Below are 25,671 nucleotides of genomic sequence, written 5' to 3'. Positions count from 1 at the left end.
CCATGACCACGCAAGTCCGCAACGTTATCCTGCAAGGCCCTCCGGACCAGAAAGGCCCGCTGTGGCAGGCCAGCCTGTCGGTCTCGCATAAGGGCCCCGGGACACGCTCGTATCCCGACCGCACTTACGGCGTGCGGGTACTGGCCCAGGAAGCCACCGCCAGCACCTTGCCGGCACAGCGGTCAATTTCAGGCGATGTGCAAACGCCCAAGATGGAATTCCATGCACCGCGGTTGGCCCGTCTGCTGGTCACCGGTGACGACCCCGGGATTCATTACGTGCGACTGCTGGGCGAACAGGCCGCCATTGCCCTGCCGGACGCCAAGGATGCGCCGGGCTTTTCCGAAGTGACCGCCAGCCCGCTGGCCGACGGCGCCAGTTGGCCGCATCCGCACGATGCGCCCTTGTCGCCTGAATTGCCTTCATTCAGGCTCAATGACAATCGGGTGCGCGTGCTGGTCCTGCCCGGCAGCAGCTGGTACCCCGAAGTCTCCGGTGGCAAGGCGCGACTGTTCGGCAGCATGCCGGCGCCGGTCCACGATGGCAAGCATTTGCGCATCGACCTGCTGGCGGATGCGGTGGAGTTCAGCGCCGAGCCGCCCAATCCGCTGTTCGGCTTTGGCTCCTACCAGAACGATACGGACAAGACCTTGACCGGTGCACGCCTGTCCTTCAAGCGTCTGGCGGATGGGCGTCTGGCATTGGAGTTGATCGGTTTCGACCAAGCTGATCAAGCCAGTAAATCACGCGCCGCCTTTGCGGCCCTGGCCGACTCTCTGGAACATCGCGGCAATGCCGCCGGCGCCCAGCCGACCCCGCTGCAGCTGCGCCCCGACACCACGCGGGCGGTGCCGCCATTGCGCTGGATCGTCAGGCAGAACGCCGCCAACGGCAGCTTTTCCATCGACGATCTCGGGGTGGTGGAAATCGATCCACTGGCGCTCGCACCGGGCCTGGACTTCCATCTGATCGACAAGCCCAGCGCAGCCACCTTTCAGGCCGCCAGTGCGACGCTGACGAATACCGGCGCGGCGCTGCGGCTGGAAATCAAGGCGGGCAAGGGGGTTCCCGCCGATCTGCCACGCGTCAATGTGGAGTGGACACCAACGGTCATGGCAACGCGGCTGCAGCCTCCCGCCGGGGAAAAAATGCGCTTCTCGCTGGACCGGCTGGGCATTCAGGAAGAACTGGGGACCCGCTACCGGGCGGCCGGGGTGCTGGGAGCGGAGGAGGGCCCCGCTCCCTATCTGTACCTGCCACTGCAGGACGGCGTGCTGCAGCTCGCGCTGCCGGTTAATCATCCGGACGACCAGCGGCCGCTGTCGCCGCCCAAGGCCAGCGCCGACATCCTGAACGGCACCTTGCTGCTGCGCGATGCCGGATCGGGCAGCGAACTGGCCATCGAGACCCTGCAGGGTTTGGACATCAAGGTGCGTTGGGCCGACCCGCCGCGACAGCTGAAGGAAATACAAATTTCCTGCGGCGGCCCCGGCGGCAGGCTGTCCGGCGTATTGTGGGGCCTGGATAGCAGCCCCAGCGCCGAGGAAATCCTGCCCACCTTGCGCGCCGGCCCGGTGGCCACCCGCGATCTGGCGCTGCGCTTTGGCGGCAGCGACGATAGCTTGCTGGCCCTGTTCAGCGAGCAGTGGGCCAGCGATGCCGAATTCCGGCTGCAAGTACGCCTACCGCATGATCCGGCACGTCCCTCGATATTATGGCGCGGACACCGGCGGCTGCCGTTGCTGTCCATTGCCGACATGACGTCCAGCCTGCCGTCCGCCCGGCGTCCGTCGATGCTGCGCGCTTGGTTCCCGCACCGCGCCATCCACGAGAACAAGCCGGGAATCGAAAACCTGGATTTGACTTGCCCCCGGCAGGATGGCGGCAATCCGTATGCCTTGCTCAACACCGAATGGCCGGTGTGGCGAGGCGACGCCGACGGCTGGCCATTCAGCACACACGACCTGAGCACACAGGAGACCGCCTGCGCGCAATGGCCCGCCGCCCCGGCGGTGGACATGTTTTTGCCGACCGTTCCGGACCTCATGTTCACGCTGGGCGTCGGCAAGGACGCGGCGCTCAGCCTCGATCGGCTGAGCACGGTGCTTTGTTTCGAACTGTGCGCGCTGCTCGGCTATTTCGCCGAGGTGACCTTGCCCGAGCCGGCGTCGCCGGCGGAAAGCGGCCCCAAGCCGCGGCCGCTGACCTCGTTGCAGGCGGCGCGCCTGCCGGCATTCTGGCGCCAGGTCGCACAGCGTACCGCACTGGCCCGAACACAATCGGCTTTCGTCACCGCCTGGACCGACGCCGGTTCCGCTGCGGGCGCGCCCAGCATAGTATCGGGCTTGTCCGTGCCGCATTTGTGGAAAGCGCAGTTCGCCTTCAGGCCGGCCGCCGATGCGCTGAACCCGCCTTTCGGACAGTACAGCCTGGAGGATGAAAGCGGCGCGCTGGTATTCAAGTCGGGCGCCGAAACCGTAGCCGGACTGCAGCGCGATATCCATATCGGTTCGGAAACGCTGCAAGTGCGAGGGTTTGCGGTAGCTGCAGTCAACAAAAAGCAACGGATGTACGACAGCCGCGGCGGTTGGATCGAAGCTGCCGCCAGGAACGCCTTGAATGCGCAAGGGACGCTGCGCATGCGCGCTGCTGGTGCCGAGGGCGGCAGTGCAGTGCAATTGACAACGCTCGCCCAAGTGTTGGACATCAGCGGCCCGGAAGGCGCCAGATTTGGTTTCGCGTGCACGGATTTGCCGATGTACGAACTGGCCAAGGACCGCTTCGTCTTTTCGGGCGTGAAGCGATCGGCCGTCGCGGACATGGTGGTTTGCGACTGCCTCGAAAGCGCGCCATCGGCGGACGCCGCAGGTTTCGATCCGCTCGCCCAACCGTCGGCGTCGATGCGCTGGCGTTTCTTCGATGCGCAGCCCCAGTCCGGCCTGCCACTTGAATTCGACGTGGGAATCGGCCCGCTGCGCTTCAAGCCCCTGCGGCTGGCATGGCTGGAAGTGGCCGGTGGGCCCGGCGCGCGCAGCGTCACCTCGGTTGAAATACTGGGACGGATGCGCCAGTCCCAGCTCGCCAGCTCCGACGGTGCGTTCGGTACCGATGGCGACTATGAAGCGGGTAACCTGATGCTCATGGTGTGCAAACCAGATCAATTCGGGCAACTCACAGTAAGCCGTTTGCGGCGCGTACGCGTGGCTGCCACGACGCCGCTGACGATCGAGGACAGCCCGGCGCCGCTGCGGTTCGCACTCGACCAGAACATATTTGCGCCGCTGGAAGCCCAGGCTGGAAATGGTGGAGTGTCGACGCTGGAACTGTTGATCGATCCGGACCAAGACCTGGCTGCGTCCAATGTGGCTATCATCGGTGCGGCGGCGATTTGCCTGCCGGGCCTCGGCCTGGAGCACGAGACTTTGCCTGGCGCCGTCATATCCAGATTGCCGGGCAGGCCCCATGCACTGCGCTTCAAGTGGGGCGCCCAGGCCGCTGCCGGCGAAGGACTGGGCCTGACCAACTTGTTCCTCGAATGGCCTGCAGAGCAAGGGGGCGGCGCCTTCGGCTGGACTGTGCAACTACGAACCGCTGCGCCGGCGCTTGCCGGGCTAAATGGCGCCCCGCTTGGATTGTCGGTACGCTATATCTGCTGCAAAGGCAGCGCCAGAATGCGGATCCAGGGTGCGTGGCTGGGTGCCAGGCTGCTCAAGACGGTCGGCGGCGCACACGGGCCGGAACTGCGGGCATTGCTCGACCCGGAGCGCTCCTGCCTGCAACTGACAGCCGTTTGCAAGCTTGCACAGGGCGAGCTGGTACAGGGACTCACCCTGGCAGGGCGCCCCGAATCGGCCGGCGTGATGGCGCTGGCCACACTGGGGACGCCCAAGGTACGGCCTCCGGCTGGCGACCTGGTCACCTGGCCGTTACTGGCCGTGCGCTGCGATGTCTTGAGTGAATGGAGCATCAAGGTGGGGAATGCCGAGGAACTGCATTCCTTCCGCCACCGGCTGGGCAAGAGTGGCGAGCGGTGGACTTCGCAGCTGGAGGTCTCCGGCATTCTGCATACTGGCAGCAGCATCGCCTGGCCCTGCGCGGTGGCCGCGGCGAGTTGGCCGAAGCAGGGCTACGATCCCGCCGATGGCGCGGGCTTTGTGCGCAACATCGATGGCGGTTCGCGCAGCATCAGCATCGGTAAGCAGGAGGTAAAGCGGCACACAATCACGCTGCGGCTGGTACGCCACGTCCTGCCGCTGGATCGCCTGCAGTATGCGGGAGACCAGGTTCGCATCGTACAACCCTGGACCGTATTGGCCACGGTCAGCCATTTGCTTGAAACCGGCAAGGAAGCGCAGCGACGCTCCCTCAGCTGGCAGTCGCTCGATGACGTCACGCTGGTCGATCTGCAGGCAGCGGTCGAACGTTGTGGTCAGGAGAGAAGCGCCCTGTCCAACATCGCTGGCATGAAGGACTTTGGATCCGGAGCCAGCCCGGCGGCCGACCTGCCCGTGACCTATGCGTTTGGTGCGCGCTTCAAGAGCGACACCATTGCCGATCCCGGCGCTCCGGTGCATGGCATGGTGCAGGCCGGCATCGGGGTGCGCGCCTATGTGAACGCGGGCTTCCCGGCATGGCGCATGGGCGACATGCTGGCCAAGCTGAAAGGCAGCGGAGGAGGGCTGTTAATCACCGGCGGCGGAGTGTGTCGCTTTGAGCTGCCCGGGCAAAACGCGCAGAAGCAGGCTGCGCTAGGGCAGGTGTGGCGGGACAGCACGCTGACGCTGGCGATGCCGTGGCTGGCGACTCCTGGCCTCCAATCCGGACAGCTGAGTTTTAACCAGGACGGCGGCGGCGTGGACTGGGAAGTGGCGGACGCCGATCTGGCCCCGGCTGTACCGGGCTCGGCGACGCTGGCCGCCGCCGCCATCACGCTGCGTCCCGACGACAGCGAAGCCGACATACACGCCGCGCTGCGGCCGGTGCTCGCGCCCGGGCGGTCCAGGGATGGCGGATGGCGCCGCGCGTCATTGACCAGCGTCGAGCAAGCGTTTGTCCGTGAAGTCGATACGAAGCAACCTCAACCTGCTGACGCGACGCCATTCTGGCTTCGCACCATGGTGGCGCTGGATACCCTGTGGGATCAATTGGCACCGCAGGCCAATCGGAAGCTTGCTTTGCGGCCGCGCGGCTTGATCCCATCTTCCAGCAGCCTCGGGCAAATCGCCCAGGTAGAGCTGAGCGCGTCGGAGCGGGGTGCCGGGCCGCCGGCGACCGAGACCCTGGCTGTAGTGCTGGCCAGCGGCCAGCAAATCCTGGATCTGCGCGCAGGCGCCCCGCAAGGCAAGCCGGTGGCGGTGGCGCTGAACACCGTCTACGAACACACCAACCAGCCACAGGCCGTGATGGCGGCCTTGACGCAAACTGGTGAATCAGCGCCGTTCTGCAATAACTGGATGATCGTGGATGTGGCCCGGGTCGATGATTTCGGCGCCGCCGCCAAGCCGCTACGTCAGTTCGACGACCTGGTCTACGCCAGCAGTGCGTTGGACTGGCCCAGCGCGGCGGCAGTGGGGGACCTGGCAGACATGGCGCTGGCATGCGGTGACGAGTCCATTTTGCAGGATGAGCGCGTAGCCATGTCTGGCCAACTGCAATCCTATGGGATCGCTGCGCATGCTCCCGGCACGCAGCAAGCGCGCTATTGGAGCTTCACCGAACGGCCGGTGTTCGAGCGGCCCCAGCTTCCGGTGCCGTCCATCGGCTCGTTGCTGGCGCCGTCGGCGTTGCACTTGGCGCCAGCACCGGCACGGCAACGCAGTCCGTCTTTCATGCAAACGCAGGCCAAACTTCGCGCCATGGCGGCGCTTCCGGCGGTGCCAATTTTTTCTGTGATGCCGCCCGAGCTTGCGCAACTGACACTGGGCCTGCGTCCGGGGGCGATTTACCAACGGCGCGCGGCCGGCATCATGCCGGTTTCGGATAAGGAACCGCCGGAGGCGATGTACGGTACCGCCGCTGCAAGCGGTCCCGCGCTGGTGCAGCAGGGACGCAGCCCGCGTTCCACGCTGCTACCAGACTCGAACAGTCCGGCGCGCAGGCGGCGCACCATCGTCGCCTGGGACGACTCCTGGAATGACGGCAAGGCAGACCGGCCGACGCCTTTCCGCTGGCTGCGCGGCTCTGCAGGCGTGGTGCGCACGCAAATCGCGGCAGAGCCCGTATCGTCCAAGCTTATGCCGACGGGCGAGGTCAGCTATTTGGTTCAGGTTGCCACTCCCGCCAATGGGCAACTGGACGCCGGATGGGATCGCAAGATCACGCTCAGCATATCCAGTCCGACGGACGCAACGCCCGCGTCGTTCTTCACTAACGCCGGCACCGAGCCGCCCCTGCTCATTATCGGCCCGACCGCGGCTCTCCTGAGCGGCGGCAGCATAACGCAGCAGACGAATAACTATGCCCTGATCACCTATGAAGTACAAAACAGGGATGCAGAAGCTTTCGCTGCCGCGCTGGCCAGCGCGGACGGCGATACACGGGCCATGGTGGTGCTGCGCTATCCAGGCGCTGAACCGCCAGCGGCAGCGCCGGCAGCCGGGCCGCTGGTCCTGCCGCCTCTGTGCCTGTCACTTGAACTGGCTTTGACCATCAAGCCCGGGGGCCGGCTGACTGCTGCATGCGGCCTGGCGACGCTGGTGTTCAGCGATCCATCGTACGACCGGATACTGCGCAGCGCCACCAAGTCGGACGGGCGCCGCGACAACAACGGAGATGTCTGGCTGCTGGCAGCAGACCGCCAGGTCTACAGCTGCGGCGCGTCGGTGGTATTTGCGTTCGGCAGGCTTAATACGGGCAATGGACAATTTGAGAGCGGTGGAGGGTACTATGAGCTTTCGCTTCTGTGGATACCAGCCCCACGATCCGGTATCCAGCCCGAGAAGCAGGCAGTGTTCATCAATCGGGAATCGGCGAGCAACACATGTTCCACCGGCACGCTGGATGCCGCTCATTCGATATCGCTGGCAACCCTGGTTGACGCGAACGGTACACCGTGCCAGCTGGCGCCGGACGACCTGCTGTCATTGAGCGTCACGTCGAACAACGTCAGCCGATCGATAGAGCTCCGTATCGTACGCGGAGACCTGATCCCGCCGGCACCTGCCATTTTTGCGCTGGTACGGGTGACCGCAACGAGCAAGGAAAAGCGGGCGGACGTACCGCTGTTCGCATGCGCGCCGCTGCCTCAGACCGTGTCGTACCCATCCATTCTGGCCGATCTGGCCCAGGGGATGGTGCGCAGGCGAGCACATTTCCAGTGGACCCACCCACAGATTATGGACAGCAGCAAGACGCTGGAAGCGGTGCTCGTCAAGATAGACCGCACTGGTGGTGCGCAGTTGCCCGAATCGACCAGCGACCTGCGCAAATTGGAAGGCGGGTGAACCGCACATTGCAGCAAGGCTCCGCTGGCAAACATTTAAAGATGTCGGCTGTTAAGTTTTTTTTCGTTGTTAAACTGGAGGGAAATCATGCCTGAAATGATCAGCTATACACTGAGGGCCACTTACACTGAGGTCCGCAGCTACAAGGTTATCGATATGATTTGTGATGGCGTCGTGGTATTCGACGGCTTCTTGGCCGAGGGCGAGACCGCCAGCGTCAGCTCATGCCTCGCTGGAGAGGGTTCGAACGGTCGCATTTCTTTTCAGCGGAGCGATGGGCCGTTGGTAATAAAAGATGTTTATGCCGACAGTGTAATCGATCTCGATTGAAAACATCCGAGATTCCAAGATAGGTAATGGCGAGACAGGCTCTTCTTATTTACCAGAACAATTGATTTGACATAATATAAATTATGCGAAATTAGATTGCGGCAGCTAAGTTGTTATGTCCGGTTCTAGCAAACCTAAAGTGTCCGGCCTCCTACGCGGTAACATCGCTTATCGCGCTTACGGAGACAAACTTGAGCAAACCTGGGACGATCACGATGGCAATGCGAGAACTCGATCGGCTGCAGATCATCGAAGCCGTCATTGATAAAGGCGTGAGTCGTTTAGTGTGATCGTAAGGAGTCGCGGGCTGTTTCCCAGCCTCGTACCGTCTCGGCCCACTCTGCAACGTCAGCGTTATGATCATCAATCTCGCGTGTGAGTTCTTTTATGCGCCTCGCCGCCGCGTTTGCCGCTACGCCATACCATAAGCCTGCCGCAAACAGCGCTGCCGCAGTTCCAAATGCGTACTGTACCAGTGCCGCAATCAGGAGCGTAGAAACGACGACTGACGTGTTGTTGAGCGTCGGCATTGGCCGGATAGTTGCATTAGGGCGATAGTAAACAATATTCGCGTCAAGCATTGCAATCGCTAGTTCACAAAACGTCTTACGGTCCTGCGTTTTTTCGATATGAGCTGCCAATTCAAGGAAGCCAAGCTGCTCCTGCTTTAATAGTTCGGCCGGTAGAACTTGCTCCGCAAATTCTCTGAATTTCTTTTGTCTAGCATCCAGGGCTACGAAGGTCTTATCCATGCCTCGTTCCATTTACTTTCCGGCGGTCGTTTTGCGCAACAGTGCCTCTACGTCGGAGTGAACTTCACTTTCCAGCTTTTTCAGATCCTTCACATAATCGCCCAGCTCGGTGAGCCTTCCATCCTGGTAGAGTTCATTCACAACACAAACGACTTGACGGAGAAATCTCAAGATGTCTTCAGCCTGGGCAATAGTGGTGTTCTCAAACAGCGCATTCTTGGAGTCGATAGTATTGAAGTCTTTATGCGCGAAGACTTTGTGGCGTATAGGCTCAAACGTCTTACGATACAATTCTCCGTAGCGATCAGCAGCTCCGATAAGTTTGTCGAAATCCGCTGCTACGGGTTCGTACACATCTACCAGGAAGCCGTCCAGCCAATCCGGCTGCGCCCCCCCGGCCCCCTTCACTCGGCGTTCTTCCAATGCCGTCTTGCTGAATTGCTTGATCTCTGTACGGCATCTCGCGATAAATCCTTGTGCAGTCAGGCTGCGGGTATCCTTGTCAAAAAGCCGTCCCAAGGCGACAAAGAACGTACTTTGAAGCGAATATCGAATCAGGTTCCAAGATAGTGCGTTTTGTTGAAGTGCCTGCTTAATCTGGACGTCCGTTGACGCAAGATTGTTGACCTGTCGCCACGCGTAAAAGCTCGTCGTCGCTATGTAAGTCTCATTCCGATATTCCTTGATCAATTCATTGACATCCGCCATCGTTTATCCCCAGTGGAACCCGCTCGAACAACAGAACGCATTACATTTTACTCTCTGGTATGCGTGCGTTCCGCTGTCGCGGCTACGTTTCGGCTGAACCCTGAAAAAACAAAAGCAGGAAAAACCGAACATTTCAACTTAGCCGGCAGGCGGACATTTCAAAATAGCCTTGACATGAAGACGGACAAAGCAGAACTGGCATGCTCGGTGACGCCCATCACCTCGGCTCGCTCGCCCACGCATCAAACCACCCGCGCCACGCGGGCCGCCTCGCACCCTCTTGACACTTCCCCAACTGCCGCGAAGCCCAATGCCCGCGCCCGATCGCCCAATCCGGTGGCGCATGATGCAAGCGTTTCCGGTGGTTTTTTCGCCACCATGGCGATTTTTAATCGTTGACGATTTTATATGTCATTGCGATACTCGCAGCACTGTCAGTGCCGCCCATCCGGCGCCGGCATGCCACCTCACCAAGCCAGCCTGATGCCAGCTTTTCAGGCCGGTTCGCGGCGCGGCGCAACACCTCTCTCGTTTGCCTTATCACTGCAGTGTCATTTGATGCCGCCGCCTCCAGCCGAAGCTCGCTTCGCTTGTCGCTGCGCCTATTACAACGCATCCCCACGGGATGTCCGACATGAGAAGGACAAGAAATGCGAGCTGCACAGATCCGTCGCCACCTCGGCGCTCCCTCCGCCCTCCTGCCCCGCACCGGCACCGAACAAGGCCTGCCGTCGACCACGCCACAGCTGCTGCGCGGCACGGTCGCGCCCGCGGCCGGCGCCAAGGCCGCCAAGACGCCGGCCCTGAACCTGGAATTTTCGCCGCGCGACTACATCACCTACCTGTTGTCGATCGACGCCGAGATCGAACATTGCCTCATGGTGCAATACCTGTACGCCGCCTATTCGCTGGGCGGCCCGCAGGTGCCCGAGGCGTTCCGCGACAGCGTGCGCACCTGGCAGGAGGTGATACTGGGCATCGCCAAGGAGGAGATGGGCCACCTGATCTCGGTGCAGAACTCGCTGCGCCTGATCGGCTCGCCGCTGCACATGGAGCGCGAGGACGAACCCTGGGATTCGCCCTTCTATCCATTCCCCTTCACGCTTGAACCGCTGACGCTGGACTCGCTGGCCAAGTACGTGTACGCCGAATCGCCGGTCGACTGGGACGGCGGCGCGCTGGGCGACGAAATCCGCCTGCGCGTGCACGCCCAGACCGACGATCCGCACCAGGTGGCGGCGCTGTTCAACACCCTGATTCCATTGGTGGCCGATCCCGACTACCTGCCCGACGCCGCCTTCGACGCCTCGACCCTGCCGGCCCAGGCCGACTTTGCCGAGTGGGGCCGCGGCTACCAGGGCGGCCATCGCGGGCGCCCCAGCGGCCAGCCGACGCAGACGCCGGACGTGCTGGTGGTGCCGCAGACCTGCCGCGACGACATGGTCGCCGCCCTGCACGCCATCGCCCAGCAGGGCGAGGCCACCAGCGGCACCACCGCCTCGCACTTCGTGCGCTTCCTGCGCATCTATGTCGAGATGCGGGAGCTGACCGAGCGCACGCCGCTGACGGCCGAGCACTGGAACGCCGCCCGGCCACCCGACTTCGCCGCGCCGCAATGGCAGGCGCTGCAACCAGAGAGCAAGTCCGTCCTGCTGGCCGCCGGTCCCGCAGGCCGCGCCGTCTGGGCGCCGGCGCGCCAGGTCGCCGTCAATCCCTACGTCTCGCTCGATCCCGATGACGAGGGCAGCGACGAAAACGCCACCGCCACCCGCATCACCCATCCCGAGTCGGCGCTGTGGGCCACGCTGCACAACATCCGCTACCGCATGCTGCTGAACTACCTGATCCACAGCTTCACGCTGTACGGCGGCTTGAACGCGGCCGGCGCGATCACCCCGCGTGGCGCCATCGTCAACGCCACCTTCGGCGAGATGTACAACCTGCGCGCCGTTTCCGAGATCCTGATGCAGTCGCCAGTCTCGGCCGACAACCCGGCCGCCGGCTACGCCGGGCCGCCGTTCCAGATGCCCTACACGCTCAACAGCCCGTTCGGCGAGGCCAACAAATGGCGCGGCCATCTCGACCTGCTGACGGCCTCGGCCAGCGTGGTCGAAGCGTTGCAGTTGGTGGCGCCCGAGTCCCGCCACAGCTATCTGGCGTCGCTGCGCGAAGCCGACCGCAATATGCGCGAACTGATCCTGCGGATTCTGTCGGGCAGCATCGACACCGCCCTGCTCTAGGAGACCATGATGCCGATACTGGAACTGAGAATTCTGCCCCCGCTGGCCGTGGCCCGCCTGGGCGGCGCGGCCGAGCCGCTCGAAGCCTTCGATCTGGAGACCGATCCGGACAGCCCGATGAACTACCGCCGCATCGTGCCGCGCGCGAGCTTCGAGGTCGATCCGGTGAGCGGCCGCATCGTGCGCGCCTACGTGCCGGACAACATCCGCTTCAAGGACGCCGACAAGCTGGTGCGGCCGGTCGCGCCCTTCCTCGAGGTGTACGCGCGCACCAGCGACGAGCCCGGGCAGCTGCAGCCGCTGACCCCGGCCCTGCTGGCCGAGCACGGCCTGACGCTGGCCAACCTGCACTGGGACGTCGAGCTGGGCAACATCAAGATCTACCGCCGTACCAACAACCGCAACGACAAGATCCACGCCAACCTGTTCGGCCTGAAGGACCACGCCCGCCACGCGCTGCAAGGCTGGTGCGAGAACTTCTTGGCCGGCAAAACGCTGCCGCTCGGCCACGTGCAGTTCATCGCGCCCACCGACGACTTCCCGGAAATCCGCTTGCGCTACACGCCGGCCGCCGGCAAGGTCTACGGCAGCCGCATGCAGCGCCTGGAACCGCAAGCCGACGGCGTGCCGCTGCTGGTGCCCGATCCGATCATCGACAACGAGGCGCTGGTGCTGTACGACGCGGCGCGCGGCGACTGGCTCAACTACACCGAGGGCACCGGCCCGACGCTGACCAATCCGGCCGGCATCTACGCCGGCTACGCCAACGCCCAGGGCCAGCAGGTCAGCTGGGGTTACCTGGACGACGAATGCGACGGCCAGGTGCGGGCGGTGCTGACGCTGGCCGACGGCAGCACGCTGGTGGCCCAGGCCACCATCGGCGCCGGCCCGCCGGCCTACGCGCCGGACACGCTGCCGATCCGTGTGGTCTCCGACGAGATGGAGCAGCTGCTGCACGGCCCCACGGTGCAGGAGGAGGAAGTGTCGCTGGAGCAGGCCACCGAGCTGGTGCTGCGCGCGCTGGAGACGGTGCGGCTGATGAACACGGCGATCATGAACGGCAACCCGGTCAACGGCCGCCTCAACGTGGCCAGCACCATGGTGCGGCAGAACAGCAGCGACTTCGAGCGCTACTACGAGCCGATCGCCGCCGCCGCGCTGGTCGACAACCTGGCGCTGCGCGCGCTGCACGAGCGGGTGTTCAGCGCCCTGTCGGCCGGCGGCGCGCCGTGGTTCGCGCAGACGCTGCGCCTGCCCGAGGAAATCGGCGACCTGTCGGCCATCGCGCTGCGCAAGATGCCGGCGCTGATGCGCGGCGCCGACGGCCGCAGCCTGACGCTGACGCGGCGCCACATCGACATGGTGGTCAAGGCCGCCCGCAACGCCATGTTCAGCCAACCCAACAACCCTGCAGGAGAACTGTGATGGCCGCCAAACAGCCCAGCCTGAGCGCCAACAATCTGACCGCGCAAATCCACCACCGCGGCGCCGGCAATCCCGCCTCGATCCTGCCGCGCAGCGCGATCTCCAACTGCTTCCCCGGCCTGGAATTCGACTTCCGCAACCTGTGGCGGCGCGCCTTCGAGGGCATCGTGCTGGTTGAGAACAACAACTACGTGGTCGACGCCGAGCCCGCCTTCCGCCATCTGGTCACGCGCCGCCTGCTGCGCTTTGCGGGCTTGGAGGTCGGCACCATGGTCAACACCACCGGGCCGGTCTACCCCGACGGCAGCTCGGGCACGCTGGCCTCGGTGGCCAACCCGAACGCGGTGTCCTTCATGGAATGGTCGAACTCGATCGCCCGCATCCTGCACCTGCAGGGCGAACTGGTCACCTGCGAGTTCACCGCCCAGACCGACGCCAGCACCGAGGTGCTGGCCGGCCCGCAGACCCCGGCCATCACCGTCGAGCTGCGCCTGCGCGCCTTCTTCGAGCCGGATACGGCGGCCTTCAATCCGGCGCTGCTGCAACCGGGCGAGCTGACCCAGGGCCTGTGCGCGCCGTGGCAGAACGACTACCGCGAGTGCGCCTGCTACTACTGGGCTGCCTCGCGGCCTGACTATGTCAACGTGGAACCGGGCGTCAACGGTCTGTCTAAGGGCGACATGTGGTTCGCTAAGAAGCGCACCGGCACCTACATCCCGGACAACCGGGTCGACACCCGGCTGTATTCCTATGACGACCTGTTCAAGTCCTGGCAGGAGGATCTGCGCTTCATCATCCGTGGCAAGGACGCCGATGAATCCTGACGCCATCGCCGACGCGCCGCCCGCCGCCAAGGCCGCGTCGCCGGACGGCGCCGCCATGGCGAAGGCGCTGAGCCGCCGCATCGTGGCGGCCTCGCGCCCGCGCCAGCGCCACGCCCATCTGGTCGACGACGCCCAGGGCGCGCAGCTGTTGATGGTCAACGGCACGCGCTTGTACCACCTGCCGCCAGGGCTGACCGAGCAGTTCCGCGCCGCGCTGGGCAGCGACGACCCGGCTCTGCTGCAGGGGCTGATCGACAGCTGCGGCCTGCACGCCGAGGCGCTGATCGACGACACCCCGCTGGCCGCGCCGCCGCTGCACGCGCTGTCGCTGGCGATCGCGCAGAAGTGCAACCTTGGCTGCACCTATTGCTACGCGCAGCAGGGCGAGTTCGGCGACAAGGCCAAGAGCATGGAGGAGCGGCAGGCGGTCAAGGCGGTCGACCTGCTGCTGTCGCAGGCGGCGCCCGGCGCCAAGGTGAACCTGGCCTTCATGGGCGGCGAGCCGTTGGCGAACCGCGCGGTGCTGCGCAGCGTGACTGAATATGCCAGCCGGCAGGCGGCGCTGCGCCAGGTCGACTGCCGTTTTTCGATCACCACCAACGGCACCTTGCTGCGGCCGGACGACGCCGACTTCTTCGAAGAACACGGCTTCGCCGTCACGGTCAGCCTGGACGGGGCGGCCGAGCAACACGACCGGCTGCGCCCCTTCAAGGGTGGCAAGGGGTCCTTCGAGCGCATCCTCGAACGCATCGCGCCGCTGCTGGCGATGCAGCGCCGGATGCAGGTGTCGGCCCGCGTCACCGTCACGCCGTTCAACCTGGACCTGCCGGGCACGCTGGACCTGTTCATCGGCATGGGCTTCCACAGCGTCGGCTTCTCGCCGCTGCTGCGCGCCGCCAACGGCCGCGCCGAGATGGGCGAGGCCGAGCTGGACGAGATGCTGGAGGCGATGATCGCGTGCGGCCTGGCGTTCGAGCAGAACGTGCTGCAGGGCCGCCGCTATCCGTTCATGAACATGCAGAACGCGCTGCGCGAACTGCAGCGCGGCACGCACCGGCCCTACCCCTGCGGCGCCGGCGCCGGCTACTTCGGCGTCTCGGCCGACGGCGAGCTGTCGGCCTGCCACCGCTTCGTCGGCGACGAGCAGGGAGCCATGGGCTCGCTGGACGCCGGCGTCGACCGCGCCCGCCAGGCGATCTGGCTGAGCGAACGCCATGTGCACCAGCAGCAGCCCTGCTCGAACTGCTGGGCGCGCTACATGTGCGGCGGCGGCTGCCACCACGAGGTGCTGGCGCGCGGGCGCAGCGCCTGCGACTACATACGCGGCTGGCTGCACTACACGATAGGCGCGCACCAACGCCTGAGCCAGCTGGCGCCGGACTGGTACGCCGCGCCGGCCGGCAAAGCGGACTGAGCCCGGTGCGCGGCGGCGACAGCCTGTACGACGCGCTGGTGATCGGCGCCGGCCCGGCCGGCGTCAGCGCCGCGCTGCGCCTGCAACAGCTGGGCTACCGCATCCTGCTGGCCGAGCGCAGCGCCGTCTGGCCGCGTGCGCAGGTGGGCGAGGCGCTCACGCCCGGCGTGCGCAACATCATCGAACTGCTCGACGCCAACGACGCGCTGGCGGCCGTGCCCCACGTTGCCAACGCGGGCAGCCGGGTGCTGTGGCGCAGCAGCACGCCCGACCTGCAGCAAGACACCGGCTCGGCCATCGTCGACCGCGGCAGCTTTGACGCGGCCTTGCTGGCGTTGGCGGTGCGCCGTGGCATCGAGCTCGAACAACCGGCACGCCTGCTGCATTTGGCCGGTGCTGCGGGCGATTGGCGGGTGAGTCTGTTGTGCGGCGAGGCGCGTACGCGCCAGCTGCGGGCCCGCTACATCCTGGACGCTGGCGGCCGCAGCGCCGCACCCCGCATCGATTGCGCGCCCCGGCTGGCGGCCTTGTGGGGCGAAGTCGACCAATCGGCGTTGGCGGAGCTGGACGGCGCAACGCAGGTCGAAGCGCTGGAAGACGGCTGGCTGTGGGCCGGCTGCCTGCCAGGCCGGCGCTATCGGCTGATGTTGGTCTCCGATCCGCATGCGGCCCGGCAGACAGCGCCGACCGGGCCGGAAGCCCGCCTGCGCGCCGCTTGCGCGTCCAGCCGCTTGTTGGGTGCGGCGGCCGCGCTGCCGCTGCTGGGCGCGGTGCAGATGTGCTCGGCCACGCCCTACCTGGCGCCGGACAGTTGGCAGGACGGCCGTCTGAAACTGGGTGACGCGGCCTTCGCGCTCGATCCGGTTTCTTCGTCAGGCGTGGAAAAGGCGATGCGCTTCTCGTTGCAGGCGGCCGTGGCCCTGCATACCGTGCTGGGCGACGACCGCCCTGAGCGCCATGCGCTGGGGCGCCGCTTCTTCGAGGGCCGGTTGGTGGAGGCCAGCGCGCGCCATGCGCACTGGACCGAAGCGTATTACGGACAGGCCTGGTGCGCGGATCAACCGTTCTGGCAAGCCCGCGCGCACTGCGAGGCCAGCGGCGATGGCGCGGGGAGGCCTGAACTGCTGGCCGCCCTGTCCGCGGAGCGCGCCAGGCTGGCCGGCTACCAGCCGCCGGAACTCAAACCCTTGGCCGCGTTGAATCCGGCACAGCCATTGCGCTTGCACGGCAGCGCGGCGATCGTCGAGCTGCCCTGCGTGGTCGACGATCGGGTGTGCCTGCACCAGGCGCTCGACCATCCCCATCTGGAGCGGCCGCTGGCCTTCCTGGAAAACGAGGCTTTGTTCCCGCATCTGGCCAGGCTGGCGCAGCCGCTGCCCTTGGCTCAGCTGCTGCACATGCTGGCCGCCAGCATGCCCGGCCACAAGGCGCAACGCATCGCCGCCTGGCTGTGGCAGCGCGGACTGCTGGAAAGCGTGGCCTGAACGGCCGGCCCGGCCGACGTGCTTTAGCTGGATGCGGCAGCGGTCTTGGCGCGCGCCACGTGCAGTTTCTTGTAGCTGTCGATCAGGCGCTGGTGCCGGTCCAGCCCTTCGAGCTTCATGCTGGTCGGCGTCAAGCCATGGAAACGCACGCTGCCGTCCACCGACCCGATCACCGCGTCCATCCGTGGATCGCCAAACATGCGGCGGAAATTGACCTCGTAGTCGTCCAGCTCCAGATCGTCGTCCAGGATCACTTCCAGCACCACGTTCAATGCCTGGTAAAACAATCCGCGCTCGACCGTGTTGTCGTTGTATTGCAGGAAGGCTTCCACCAACTCTTGCGCTTCTTCGAACTGCTGCAATGCGAGCTGAATCAGCAGCTTCAGTTCTAGTACCGTCAGTTGGCCCCAGACCGTGTTTTCGTCGAATTCGACGCCGATCAAGGTGGCGATGTCGGAGTACTCGTCCAGCTCGCTGTTTTCCAGGCGCTCAAGCAGCGCTTCCAGGGCGTCGTCGTCCAGCTTGTGCAGGTTGAGGATATCGGCGCGGAACAACAGCGCCTTGTTGGTGTTATCCCAGATCAGATCTTCAACCGGGTAGACCTCCGAGTAACCCGGCACCAGGATGCGGCACGCGGAGGCGCCCAGCTGATCGAAGACCGCCACATACACCTCCTTGCCCATGCCTTCGAGAATGCCGAACAAGGTCGCGGCTTCCTCGGCATTGGAGTTTTCGCCGTGGCCGGAGAAGTCCCATTCGACAAATTCGTAGTCGGCTTTGGCGCTGAAGAAGCGCCACGAGACGATGCCGCTGGAGTCGATGAAGTGCTCGACAAAGTTGTTTGGCTCGGTCACGGCGTTGCTGACGAAGGTAGGACGCGGCAAGTCGTTCAGGCCTTCAAAGCTGCGGCCCTGGAGCAATTCGGTCAGGCTGCGTTCCAGCGCCACTTCCAGGCTTGGGTGGGCGCCGAACGATGCGAACACGCCTCCGGTGCGCGGATTCATCAGGGTGACGCACATCACCGGGTACTGCCCGCCCAGGGACGCATCCTTCACCAGCACCGGGAAGCCCTGCTCCTCCAGGCCTTTGATGCCGGCCAGGATGCCTGGGTATTTCGCCAGCACTTCCTGCGGCACATCGGGCAAAGCAAGCTCGCCTTCCAGAATCTCGCGTTTGACCGCCCTTTCGAAAATCTCCGACAGGCATTGCACCTGGGCTTCGACCAGCGTGTTACCGGCGCTCATGCCATTGCTGACGAACAGGTTCTCGACCAGGTTGGTCGGGAAATACACGACCTCGCCGTCCGACTGCCGCACAAACGGCAGCGAACAGATGCCACGTTCGACATTGCCGGAGTTGGTGTCGTACAGATGCGAGCCGCGTAACTCGCCGTCGGGATTGTAGATTTCCAGGCAGTACTCATCCAGGATTTCGGCCGGCAGCGCGTCTTTGCGGCCGGGTTTAAACCAGCGCTCGTTCGGATAATGCACAAACGCCGCCGCGGCGATGTCCTCGCCCCAGAAGCTGCCGGCATAGAAGTGATTGCAGCTCAGCCGCTCGATGTACTCGCCCAAGGCCGAGGCCAGCGCGCTCTCCTTGGTCGCACCCTTGCCGTTGGTGAAGCACATCGGCGAATGCGCGTCGCGGATGTGCAGCGACCACACGTTGGGAACGATATTGCGCCACGAAGCGATCTCGATCTTGATGCCCAGGCCCGCCAGCAGCCCCGACATGTTGGCGATGGTCTGTTCTAACGGCAGGTCCTTGCCTGCGATATAGGTGTTCGCACCAGGGGCCGGATTCAGCGTCAGCAAGGCCTGCGCGTCGGCATCCAGATTCTCGACCTCTTCAATCACGAACTCGGGCCCCTCCTGGACCACTTTCTTCACGGTGCAGCGGTCGATGGAACGAAGAATGCCCTGACGGTCCTTTTCGGAGATATCGGCCGGCAATTCAACCTGGATCTTGAAAATCTGCTGGTAGCGGTTTTCCGGATCGACGATATTGTTCTGCGACAAGCGGATGTTTTCGGTAGGGATATTGCGTGTAGTGCAATACAACTTCACGAAATAAGCGGCGCACAAGGCCGACGAAGCCAGAAAATAGTCGAACGGACCCGGCGCCGAGCCATCGCCCTTGTAGCGGATGGGCTGGTCGGCCACTACCGTGAAGTCGTCGAACTTGGCTTCGAGACGTAGCTTGTCGAGAAAGTTGACTTTGATTTCCATGGGGCGAATTCCAGTTTTTGCTTAAAATAGTCGGCCATTATCCGTCCTTTTGGCCGAACCACAAAGGCTGTTAACCGGCAACACTGGCGTTGGAGCGCGGAAATTTAACGCTCCAACGGCTCGCTCCCTTTAGTTCGCTTCCTTGGCCACCACCTGCTCCAGCGTGTTGAAGAAGCGCTGCCAGCCATGCTTGGCGCCTTGGTAAGCCTGTTCCTGATCCGGCCGGAAGCCGGTCTGTTCCATGCGCAGATGGGTACCGGCGGCGGTCGCGCCCAGCGTCCAGGTGACCACGCTTTCCAGCCCCATGGCGTTCCAGGTGTAGGCGAGCGTACGCAGCGGTTCGACCTCCGTCACCTGGCAATCGACCGAGCCCCATTCGGCGCGGAAGTTAAAGTGATGGCCCGAGACGGGCTGGAAATCGTTCGTCATCAGCCAGGCTTCGATCAGATGCGGCTGGGTCAGTGCCCGCCAGAGTTTTTCCGGCGGATGTGGAAACTCCCGTTCGACAACGACGGTACGGATTTGTTCGGTGATAGTGCTCATTGGTCCATCCTTTTCAACAGGTCATCAAGATCGTCGAACCGGCTGTCCCAGAAGCGCGTCATCTGGTTGGTCCAGTCCAACAGCGGAGTCAGCGCCTTGAGTTGCGCGCTGTAATGGGTCTGGCGTCCTTCATGCCTATCGAGCACGAGCCCGGCCTGCTTCAACACGGCAAGGTGCTTGGACACGGCCGGTTGCGACACCCGCGCCTGCGCCGTCAGCCCCCCGACGGTTTGTTCGCCGCCAGTGCACAGCTTTTCGAAGATAGCCCGCCGGGTGGGGTCGGCCAGCGCCCGAAACAGTTCGTCGTGAGAAATAGTCATTTGAATCCATAGCCACAGAGTTATGGATTTAAATATAACCAAGCAGCTATGAATTCGTCAAGCGAAAAATGTGGAGTGTGCGGCGCCGGCGGACCAGGTCGCGCCGGCGCGCGGTTCAGAGCTTGAATGCCAGCAAGCGCTCGTGTGCTGCGGAGATATCGTCCAGCTTGGCGCCGGTGCTGCGATCGAGCATGTCTCCCACCGCCTTTTCGCGGGCGTCCCGATTGACGTTGAAGACGTCCGCCCGGTCGAGCAGATAGCAGGCGAACGATGTCAGCAACGCGGTCGTCGAGCCGACAATGGCGGCGGTCGCCGCATCGGCGATCAGGTTCACGCCGGGCACCAGACTCAGCTGCTTGCTGACCACTTCCTCCAGCGCGATGCCGCCAACCACGATGCCGGCCGTTACCACCAGCTTGGACGACTCGTGCACGGCCTGGCGGCGGCTCATGCCTTTCGGCGGGAACAACAGCATCTTGATCGCGCTCAGCAGCGACATCGCTCCCTGGCGCAGCATACGGACCAGACGCTGCCCGGTCGTGACGAAGGCATTGATCAGGGTCGTGACCAGGCTGGACAACAGGCCGGCGATAAAGCCATCCTTGAAGGCCGACAGCACCTTCTTCCATTTGCCGAGCACCCGCGTTTTCACCGCCTTGAAGCGCCGCGCGACTTCCTTCAGGATCGTGTCCTCGTGCTTGCCATTGCGGTACAGATCGGCTACTTCGTCGAAGATCGCCGCGAAGAATTCCACCAGCACCTCGCCCAAGGCTTGCTGCACGCCCGCCTTGGCGCCTTCCGCCGCGCCGGCCTTGGCCAGGTTGCCGGCGAACTTGGCGCTGGTGTAATAGCTGCGGTTGATTTCGGCGTCGATGGCGGCCCTCGCCTCGGCATCCTTGGCGGCGACCAGGTCGGCCTGCACCTTGTCCTGTGCCCGCAATTTCTTCAGCTTTTTCTGTTCCGGAATCGACAGTCCGCCGCCCTGCTGCTCCAGTTCGGCAATCTGCGCCCGGCGCAGGGACGCGTCCGCCTTCAATGCCGCAGTGAAGTCCTTGGCCTTGCGGGAATTCTTGGCGCTGTTGATGGTCTTGGCGGTAGGCGCCAGGTTTTCGGCCTTGTTCGACAATTTTGCCGCATCCAGCCCGGCCAGCACGCGCGCAGGATCGTCGTGCACCTCCAACGCGGAGACGACGTGGTCCAGGCTGGCCTTCAGCTGTTCATCCTTGACCATCGAAGTCTTGAACTTCTGGCCCGTGTACGCATCCGTCAGCTGACCCTGTTCGAAATCAGCCTGCATGGCGCGGTTGGCAGCGATATAGCCCGGGTGGCTGTGCGACGGCGTCGAATCATATTGGCCGCGCTGTTCGTAGCGCGCCTTCTCGGCGTCCGTGCCGAAGACGCCCTGGCGGACGTTGTGCACGGTGTCGACGGCGCCGCCGGTCTTGTCATAGGCCGACAGCACTTTGCCCAGGCCGAACGGGCCGGCCACGTTCTGCAATACCGATATTTTCAGACCGTCGAGCATGGTGTCGAAACGCTGAGCTTCGAACTTGGCGGCCAGCTCGCCCAGCATCCGCTGCGCGTCCCGGTCGGAAACACCGACTTTGAGTTCCAGGATAGACGCGTAGCCTGGTTCGTTGACGGACTCGATGTCGATCGGTTCGGCATCAAGTCGGGCTACCGCGGCGGCGGACGGCAGCAGGCGCAGTTTGGGCGCGGACGCCAACAGCTGCTGGCGTTGCTGGAAGCGGGCGAGTGCATCGTTCATCTGGATACCTCGCTTAGGCGGCGCGCATTTGCGCCCAGTCGGCCAGGCATTCCTGCCCTGCGGCATCGACTGCGCCCAGTGTGGCCAGGGTGGCGACCTGGTCGAACAGGGCCAGCGAATCCGGCGCCACCTTGTGCGCCCTGGCGTAGGCCGCTTTCAGCGTCGGCGGCTTGTTGCGTATCGCTTCAAGCCTGTCGTGCAGGCGCTGCGGCAACGCGCGGCCGGACAGGCCGACAATAAAATCGAGCAGGTTGCCAACTTCCGCAGCCGAGTCGCGACCGCTCCTGCTGGCGCACGCCATGCCCACGCGGAACAAGGCATCGACCAGGTCGTAGTACTGGGCAGCCTTGTTGAACTCCTCCGTCGCGATGGCGTATTGTTCCTTGATCGCTTGAACCTCCAGATCATACTGTGCCTTCGCCTGATTGCGGCCTCGGGCCTCGCCACGGCTCTCGGCCGCGCTCTCCGTATCATCGCCGTCGAACGCGTAGCGGACACCCGCCCCGACCGCCGCCCCGACCAACGCGCCGGCGGCCGTCACGCTACCGACCGCGCCAAAAACCGGCAAGGCAACGACGGTGCAAATGCCGCCGGCGACATAACCTGCAGTTTTCCAGATACCCATGAGGCCCTCCAAAAAATTCAGTCGAGAAATAAATTACCCACGGGAAATTCTAACCTGCCAATTGCTGCAAACGCAACAACTATTATTTCCAGAATTCAACTGATTAGCCGGCGGCTAGCACGACGGCCGATTCCCGTCGCGCAGGCGCGCTTCAATTGTGCGCAGGCGCACGCTTGACATGTCTGACAACCAAGGATATCGTCGCAACTATTGCCTCATTGAAAGTTTTCATGGCAGGCAAGTGTCACCTCTGCACCAAGCAATCCAAACCTTACCCCGATAGCCGCGCACGACGGACAATCAAAACCGAAGATGGAAGCGTTCCCACATCTTCGGATACCCGCCACCTCGAACCAGGAATGAAGGATGCATCATGACTAGACGTTGCAGAAATATACCGCTGCAGACTTGGCCCCTGCTCTTGCCCTTGCTGCTGGCCGCTTGTGGCGGCGGTGGCGACCAGGCTGCCGCGCCGCCTGCGCGCATGCTGGCGGGGATGAAGGTTCAGGGCGGAGCGTCGGCGCAGGCTGAGACGGCCCTGACGCCGGCCAGCGCCACGGCCAGCTCGTCCGAACGGGGCGATTTGTCGGCCGCGGCGGCCATCGACCACAACGACGCCAGCCGCTGGGGCAGCGCCTTCAGCGACGACCAGTATCTGACGCTGGATTTCGGCACGTCCCAGTCCATCACCCGCGTGCATATCGAGTGGGAAAACGCACACGCGGTCCAATACCTGCTGCAAGTGTCCGACGACAACGCGACCTGGACCACGATCAAGGCCGTCGACGACAGCCAGGGCGGCAGCGAGGACTGGAGCGGCCTGTCGGGCCAGGGCCGCTACCTCCGCATGAAAGGCGTCAAGCGCTCCACCCAGTACGGTTATTCGATCTTCGAGATACAAGCCTTCACCGGCACGCCGGTCACCACGCCGCCGGTGGATACGCCGCCGCCCGTGGTGGTCGATCCGACCAAGCCCGGCGTGGCCATCAAGCCGGTAGCGGCGACCTCGTCGGCGGTGGAGAACGGCGGCCTGTCGGCAGCCATGGCCATCGACGGCAAGCCTTCCACGCGCTGGGCCAGCACGGCCAAGGACGGCGCCTGGATACAGTTCGACTTCGGCGCCAAGACCCAGATCGGCTACATGAAGCTGCTTTGGGAGAACGCCTACGGCAAGCAATACGCGCTGCGCGTGTCCGACGATGGACAGAACTGGTCCCAAGTGCGCTACGTGAGCGCCGGCCAGGGCGGCACCGAAGAGTTCTACAACCTCGGCATCAACTCGCGCTATGTGCGCCTGCAGGGCGTGGCCCGCGCCACGCAGTACGGCTACTCGCTGTACGAGGTGGAATTCAAGACGCCGGGCAGCGACAACACGCTGAACGGCTCCGCCACCTCGGCCCTGAAGTATCCGGCCAGCGGCGCCGGCTGGACGCCCTTGCCCGCCGCCGCCCAGCCGCTGGAGACGCTGCAGTTCACGCTGGCCGACGGCACGCTGGTCACCCGCTTCGGTGCGCGTGGACTGGCGCGCCATGGCCGCGAGCGCGGCGAGGAGTGGAACGAAATCGGCTACGGCCCGAACGACACCGTCGATCCCGCCACCGGCCTGCCGCTCGATAAGGGGCCGGGCAACTATCTGACCTTTGTGTCGAACTACTTCAAGAACCGCACCTGGGGCGTCGAGATCATCGACAACAGCCGCGTACCCGGCGTGACCAAGCCCACGCTGACAGTCAACCAATACACGACGGTGGACTTCCTACCCGGTGGCATCGCCTTCTTCCGCGCCTACGACCGTCCTGGCGTGACGGGCTACGGCTGGATGGCGCCGGGCGAACTGGTGGACCGTAGCGTCGCGCTCTGTAAACCGGTGGCCTTCCCCGCCGCCGGCAAGCTGACCAGCGCCGACGGCATCAACGGCGCCTGCACGCTGCGCATCAAAGACTATCCGGGCCACGGCGGCCTCGATGCCAACGGCATGCCGAACGGCGAGGACGTGAAGGCGCGCGCGCTGGTGGCGGGCGACATCATCGAAGTCTCGCCGTCGATGTTCTCCACCACCGCGTCGATGACCGCTAACGGCGACACCGGCGGCATCCGCTACTACTCCTACGAGTGGGTGTATGTGGTTGGCGCTGGCCTCAAGCCCTGGTATGGCGTGCAGCCACGCCTGAATTCCGTGCCGCTGCCGGAGGAGACGCTGTCCGGCGGCCAGGGTTCGGTGTCGTACAACTATTCGGACAATGGCCTGTTCATGTTCCAGCAGCCGCACAACAACATCGGCATGCAGAATATGCAGCGCTTTGTCGAAGGCCGCCGCCTGGTGCACACCAACTTCACCACCGGCGACCACAATGAGCCGGGCAACGACCGTTACCTGCCGGCGGTGGGATTGCAGGGACAGCGCTACAACCAGTCGGCCTGCATCGCCTGCCACGTCAACAACGGCCGCAGCCCGGCGCCGACAGCCGTCAACCAGAAGCTGGACAACATGTCCATCCGCGTGGCGACGGCCAACGCGCAAGGCCAGCAACTGCCGCACGCTTTGTATGGAACGGCGATCCAGATGAACGCCGTCTCGGCGGGCGTCGTGCCGCAGAACTGGGGCAGCACCGTCAGCGTGGGCGCCTTCGAGTCCCGTACTGTGAAGCTGGCCGACGGCACCGCAGTGGAGCTGCGTAAGCCGACGCTCGCCTTCGAAGGGCCGGCGCCGGACATCTACTCTCTGCGCGCCGCCCAGCCGATGATCGGCACCGGCCTGCTGGAAGCCATACCGGAAGCGGACATCATCGCCCGCACCCGCACCGCGCCGGATGCCGACGGCGTAGTCGGCACGGCCAACTACGTCTACGAGCCGGAGACCGGCGCCGTGCGCCTGGGCCGCTTCGGCTGGAAGGCGGGCAAGGCGACCTTGCGCCACCAGGCCAGCGAGGCGCTGCTGCTGGACATGTCGGTCACCTCCCCGGTCTACCCGAACCGCGCCTGCGCCACCGGTCCCGCCGGATGCGCCGCCGGCGGCACGCAGAAAGGCATCTCGGAGGCCGACCTGCAATCGATCTCCCGCTACCTGTCGCTGGTGGCCGTGCCGGCGCAACGCAGCATTCCAAGCGGCTTCCCGAAAGGCGTGGCGCCGCTGGACGAACACCGCGTCGACGCGCAGCAAGTCGCCGCCGGCGCCAAACTGTTCCAGGGGATGCGTTGTGTGGCATGCCACACGGCGGAGATGAAGACCGGCTCCGGCCATCTGTTTGCGGAACTGCGCAACCAGACCATCCGTCCTTACTCCGACCTGCTGCTGCACGACATGGGAGCTGGCCTGGCCGACAAGTTCGTCGAAGGCCAGGCCAAGGGCGGCATGTGGCGCACGTCCCCGCTGTGGGGCATAGGCTACACGGACAAGGTGATGGGCAACAGCAGCAAAGTCGGCTACCTGCACGACGGCCGCGCGCGCAACCTGACCGAAGCGATCATGTGGCACGCGGGCGAAGCGGACAAGTCACGCCAGCGTTTCGAGAACCTGCCAAAGTCCGATCGCGACGCATTGCTGGCGTTCCTGAAGTCCCTGTAGCAT

At 64.4% G+C, this 25,671-nt stretch carries 16 protein-coding genes; 9 read left to right on the top strand and 7 right to left on the bottom strand.

Annotated features, from left to right (window positions below):
• Nucleotides 1-2: 2 nt before the first annotated feature.
• The gene (locus tag AC07WS_RS12125; RefSeq protein ID WP_494729311.1) at nt 3-7,442 is read left to right on the top strand and encodes a hypothetical protein; all 7,440 of its coding nucleotides are present in this window, start codon (nt 3-5) and stop codon (nt 7,440-7,442) included.
• Nucleotides 7,443-7,529: 87 nt separating this feature from the next.
• Entirely contained in the window at nt 7,530-7,772 is a 243-nt protein-coding gene (locus AC07WS_RS12120) for a hypothetical protein (RefSeq protein ID WP_494729310.1), read from the top strand.
• A gap of 281 nt (nt 7,773-8,053) precedes the next feature.
• Here the strand turns inward: AC07WS_RS12120 and AC07WS_RS12115 are convergent, their stop codons facing one another.
• Both AC07WS_RS12115 and AC07WS_RS12110 read right to left on the bottom strand, forming a co-directional pair.
• Complete coding sequence (locus AC07WS_RS12115; RefSeq protein ID WP_494729309.1) at nt 8,054-8,524, bottom strand: hypothetical protein; 471 nt, start codon at nt 8,522-8,524, stop codon at nt 8,054-8,056.
• 12 nt (nt 8,525-8,536) lie between these two features.
• Nucleotides 8,537-9,232, bottom strand: coding sequence for an AbiU2 domain-containing protein (locus AC07WS_RS12110; protein ID WP_494729308.1), 696 nt, complete (start codon nt 9,230-9,232; stop codon nt 8,537-8,539).
• A gap of 63 nt (nt 9,233-9,295) precedes the next feature.
• Here AC07WS_RS12110 and AC07WS_RS12105 point away from each other — a divergent pair, with 63 nt between their 5' ends.
• The 6 genes from AC07WS_RS12105 (at nt 9,296) to qhpG (ending at nt 16,619) form a co-directional block, all read left to right on the top strand.
• Entirely contained in the window at nt 9,296-9,631 is a 336-nt protein-coding gene (locus tag AC07WS_RS12105) for a hypothetical protein (RefSeq protein WP_494729307.1), read from the top strand.
• 251 nt (nt 9,632-9,882) lie between these two features.
• Nucleotides 9,883-11,472, top strand: a complete 1,590-nt coding sequence (locus tag AC07WS_RS12100) for a ferritin-like domain-containing protein (protein ID WP_494729306.1) — start codon at nt 9,883-9,885, stop codon at nt 11,470-11,472.
• Nucleotides 11,473-11,478: 6 nt separating this feature from the next.
• The gene (locus AC07WS_RS12095; protein WP_494729305.1) at nt 11,479-12,897 is read left to right on the top strand and encodes a hypothetical protein; all 1,419 of its coding nucleotides are present in this window, start codon (nt 11,479-11,481) and stop codon (nt 12,895-12,897) included.
• Nucleotides 12,897-13,721, top strand: a complete 825-nt coding sequence (locus AC07WS_RS12090) for a hypothetical protein (protein ID WP_494729304.1) — start codon at nt 12,897-12,899, stop codon at nt 13,719-13,721. Before AC07WS_RS12095 ends, AC07WS_RS12090 begins: the two co-directional genes overlap by 1 nt.
• A complete protein-coding gene (locus AC07WS_RS12085; RefSeq protein WP_494729303.1) occupies nt 13,711-15,135 on the top strand; it encodes a radical SAM protein in 1,425 nt (474 codons plus the stop codon). The genes AC07WS_RS12090 and AC07WS_RS12085 overlap by 11 nt, the downstream gene beginning before the upstream one ends.
• Nucleotides 15,136-15,140: 5 nt before the next feature.
• A complete protein-coding gene (qhpG, locus tag AC07WS_RS12080) occupies nt 15,141-16,619 on the top strand; it encodes a flavin-dependent monooxygenase QhpG (RefSeq protein WP_494729302.1) in 1,479 nt (492 codons plus the stop codon).
• A 23-nt stretch (nt 16,620-16,642) separates the two neighbouring features.
• Here the strand turns inward: qhpG and AC07WS_RS12075 are convergent, their stop codons facing one another.
• The 5 genes from AC07WS_RS12075 to AC07WS_RS12055 all read right to left on the bottom strand — a co-directional run bounded on the left by AC07WS_RS12075 (nt 16,643) and on the right by AC07WS_RS12055 (nt 22,103).
• Nucleotides 16,643-18,847, bottom strand: a complete 2,205-nt coding sequence (locus AC07WS_RS12075; RefSeq protein ID WP_494729301.1) for an OsmC domain/YcaO domain-containing protein — start codon at nt 18,845-18,847, stop codon at nt 16,643-16,645.
• 129 nt (nt 18,848-18,976) lie between these two features.
• Nucleotides 18,977-19,390 carry an SRPBCC family protein gene (locus AC07WS_RS12070; protein ID WP_494729300.1) on the bottom strand — a complete coding sequence of 138 codons (414 nt, stop codon included), beginning with the start codon at nt 19,388-19,390 and terminating at the stop codon, nt 18,977-18,979.
• A complete protein-coding gene (locus AC07WS_RS12065; RefSeq protein WP_494729299.1) occupies nt 19,387-19,710 on the bottom strand; it encodes an ArsR/SmtB family transcription factor in 324 nt (107 codons plus the stop codon). The genes AC07WS_RS12070 and AC07WS_RS12065 overlap by 4 nt, the downstream gene beginning before the upstream one ends.
• A gap of 115 nt (nt 19,711-19,825) precedes the next feature.
• Entirely contained in the window at nt 19,826-21,478 is a 1,653-nt protein-coding gene (locus AC07WS_RS12060) for a hypothetical protein (RefSeq protein ID WP_494729298.1), read from the bottom strand.
• 13 nt (nt 21,479-21,491) lie between these two features.
• Nucleotides 21,492-22,103, bottom strand: coding sequence for a hypothetical protein (locus tag AC07WS_RS12055; protein ID WP_494729297.1), 612 nt, complete (start codon nt 22,101-22,103; stop codon nt 21,492-21,494).
• Nucleotides 22,104-22,476: 373 nt separating this feature from the next.
• On the opposite strand from AC07WS_RS12055, the gene AC07WS_RS12050 reads away from it, so the two are divergent.
• Nucleotides 22,477-25,668 carry a di-heme oxidoredictase family protein gene (locus AC07WS_RS12050; RefSeq protein ID WP_494729296.1) on the top strand — a complete coding sequence of 1,064 codons (3,192 nt, stop codon included), beginning with the start codon at nt 22,477-22,479 and terminating at the stop codon, nt 25,666-25,668.
• Nucleotides 25,669-25,671 lie beyond the last annotated feature (3 nt).

The sequence above is a fragment of the Duganella sp. GW821-FHT01E12 genome, assembly GCF_059422325.1.
Note: the sequence above shows the minus strand (reverse complement) of the source record. Positions and strands in the feature narration are given on the sequence as shown.

What these genes read in the sequence shown, in the direction of transcription:
- AC07WS_RS12075 (WP_494729301.1), bottom strand. Translation starts at nt 18,847, where the DNA reads ATGGAAATCAAAGTCAACTTTCTCGACAAGCTACGTCTCGAAGCCAAG.
- AC07WS_RS12095 (WP_494729305.1), top strand. Translation starts at nt 11,479, where the DNA reads ATGATGCCGATACTGGAACTGAGAATTCTGCCCCCGCTGGCCGTGGCC.
- AC07WS_RS12085 (WP_494729303.1), top strand. Translation starts at nt 13,711, where the DNA reads ATGAATCCTGACGCCATCGCCGACGCGCCGCCCGCCGCCAAGGCCGCG.
- AC07WS_RS12115 (WP_494729309.1), bottom strand. Translation starts at nt 8,524, where the DNA reads ATGGATAAGACCTTCGTAGCCCTGGATGCTAGACAAAAGAAATTCAGA.
- AC07WS_RS12050 (WP_494729296.1), top strand. Translation starts at nt 22,477, where the DNA reads ATGACTAGACGTTGCAGAAATATACCGCTGCAGACTTGGCCCCTGCTC.
- AC07WS_RS12070 (WP_494729300.1), bottom strand. Translation starts at nt 19,390, where the DNA reads ATGAGCACTATCACCGAACAAATCCGTACCGTCGTTGTCGAACGGGAG.
- AC07WS_RS12090 (WP_494729304.1), top strand. Translation starts at nt 12,897, where the DNA reads ATGGCCGCCAAACAGCCCAGCCTGAGCGCCAACAATCTGACCGCGCAA.
- AC07WS_RS12065 (WP_494729299.1), bottom strand. Translation starts at nt 19,710, where the DNA reads ATGACTATTTCTCACGACGAACTGTTTCGGGCGCTGGCCGACCCCACC.
- AC07WS_RS12125 (WP_494729311.1), top strand. Translation starts at nt 3, where the DNA reads ATGACCACGCAAGTCCGCAACGTTATCCTGCAAGGCCCTCCGGACCAG.
- AC07WS_RS12060 (WP_494729298.1), bottom strand. Translation starts at nt 21,478, where the DNA reads ATGAACGATGCACTCGCCCGCTTCCAGCAACGCCAGCAGCTGTTGGCG.
- AC07WS_RS12110 (WP_494729308.1), bottom strand. Translation starts at nt 9,232, where the DNA reads ATGGCGGATGTCAATGAATTGATCAAGGAATATCGGAATGAGACTTAC.
- AC07WS_RS12055 (WP_494729297.1), bottom strand. Translation starts at nt 22,103, where the DNA reads ATGGGTATCTGGAAAACTGCAGGTTATGTCGCCGGCGGCATTTGCACC.
- AC07WS_RS12100 (WP_494729306.1), top strand. Translation starts at nt 9,883, where the DNA reads ATGCGAGCTGCACAGATCCGTCGCCACCTCGGCGCTCCCTCCGCCCTC.
- AC07WS_RS12120 (WP_494729310.1), top strand. Translation starts at nt 7,530, where the DNA reads ATGCCTGAAATGATCAGCTATACACTGAGGGCCACTTACACTGAGGTC.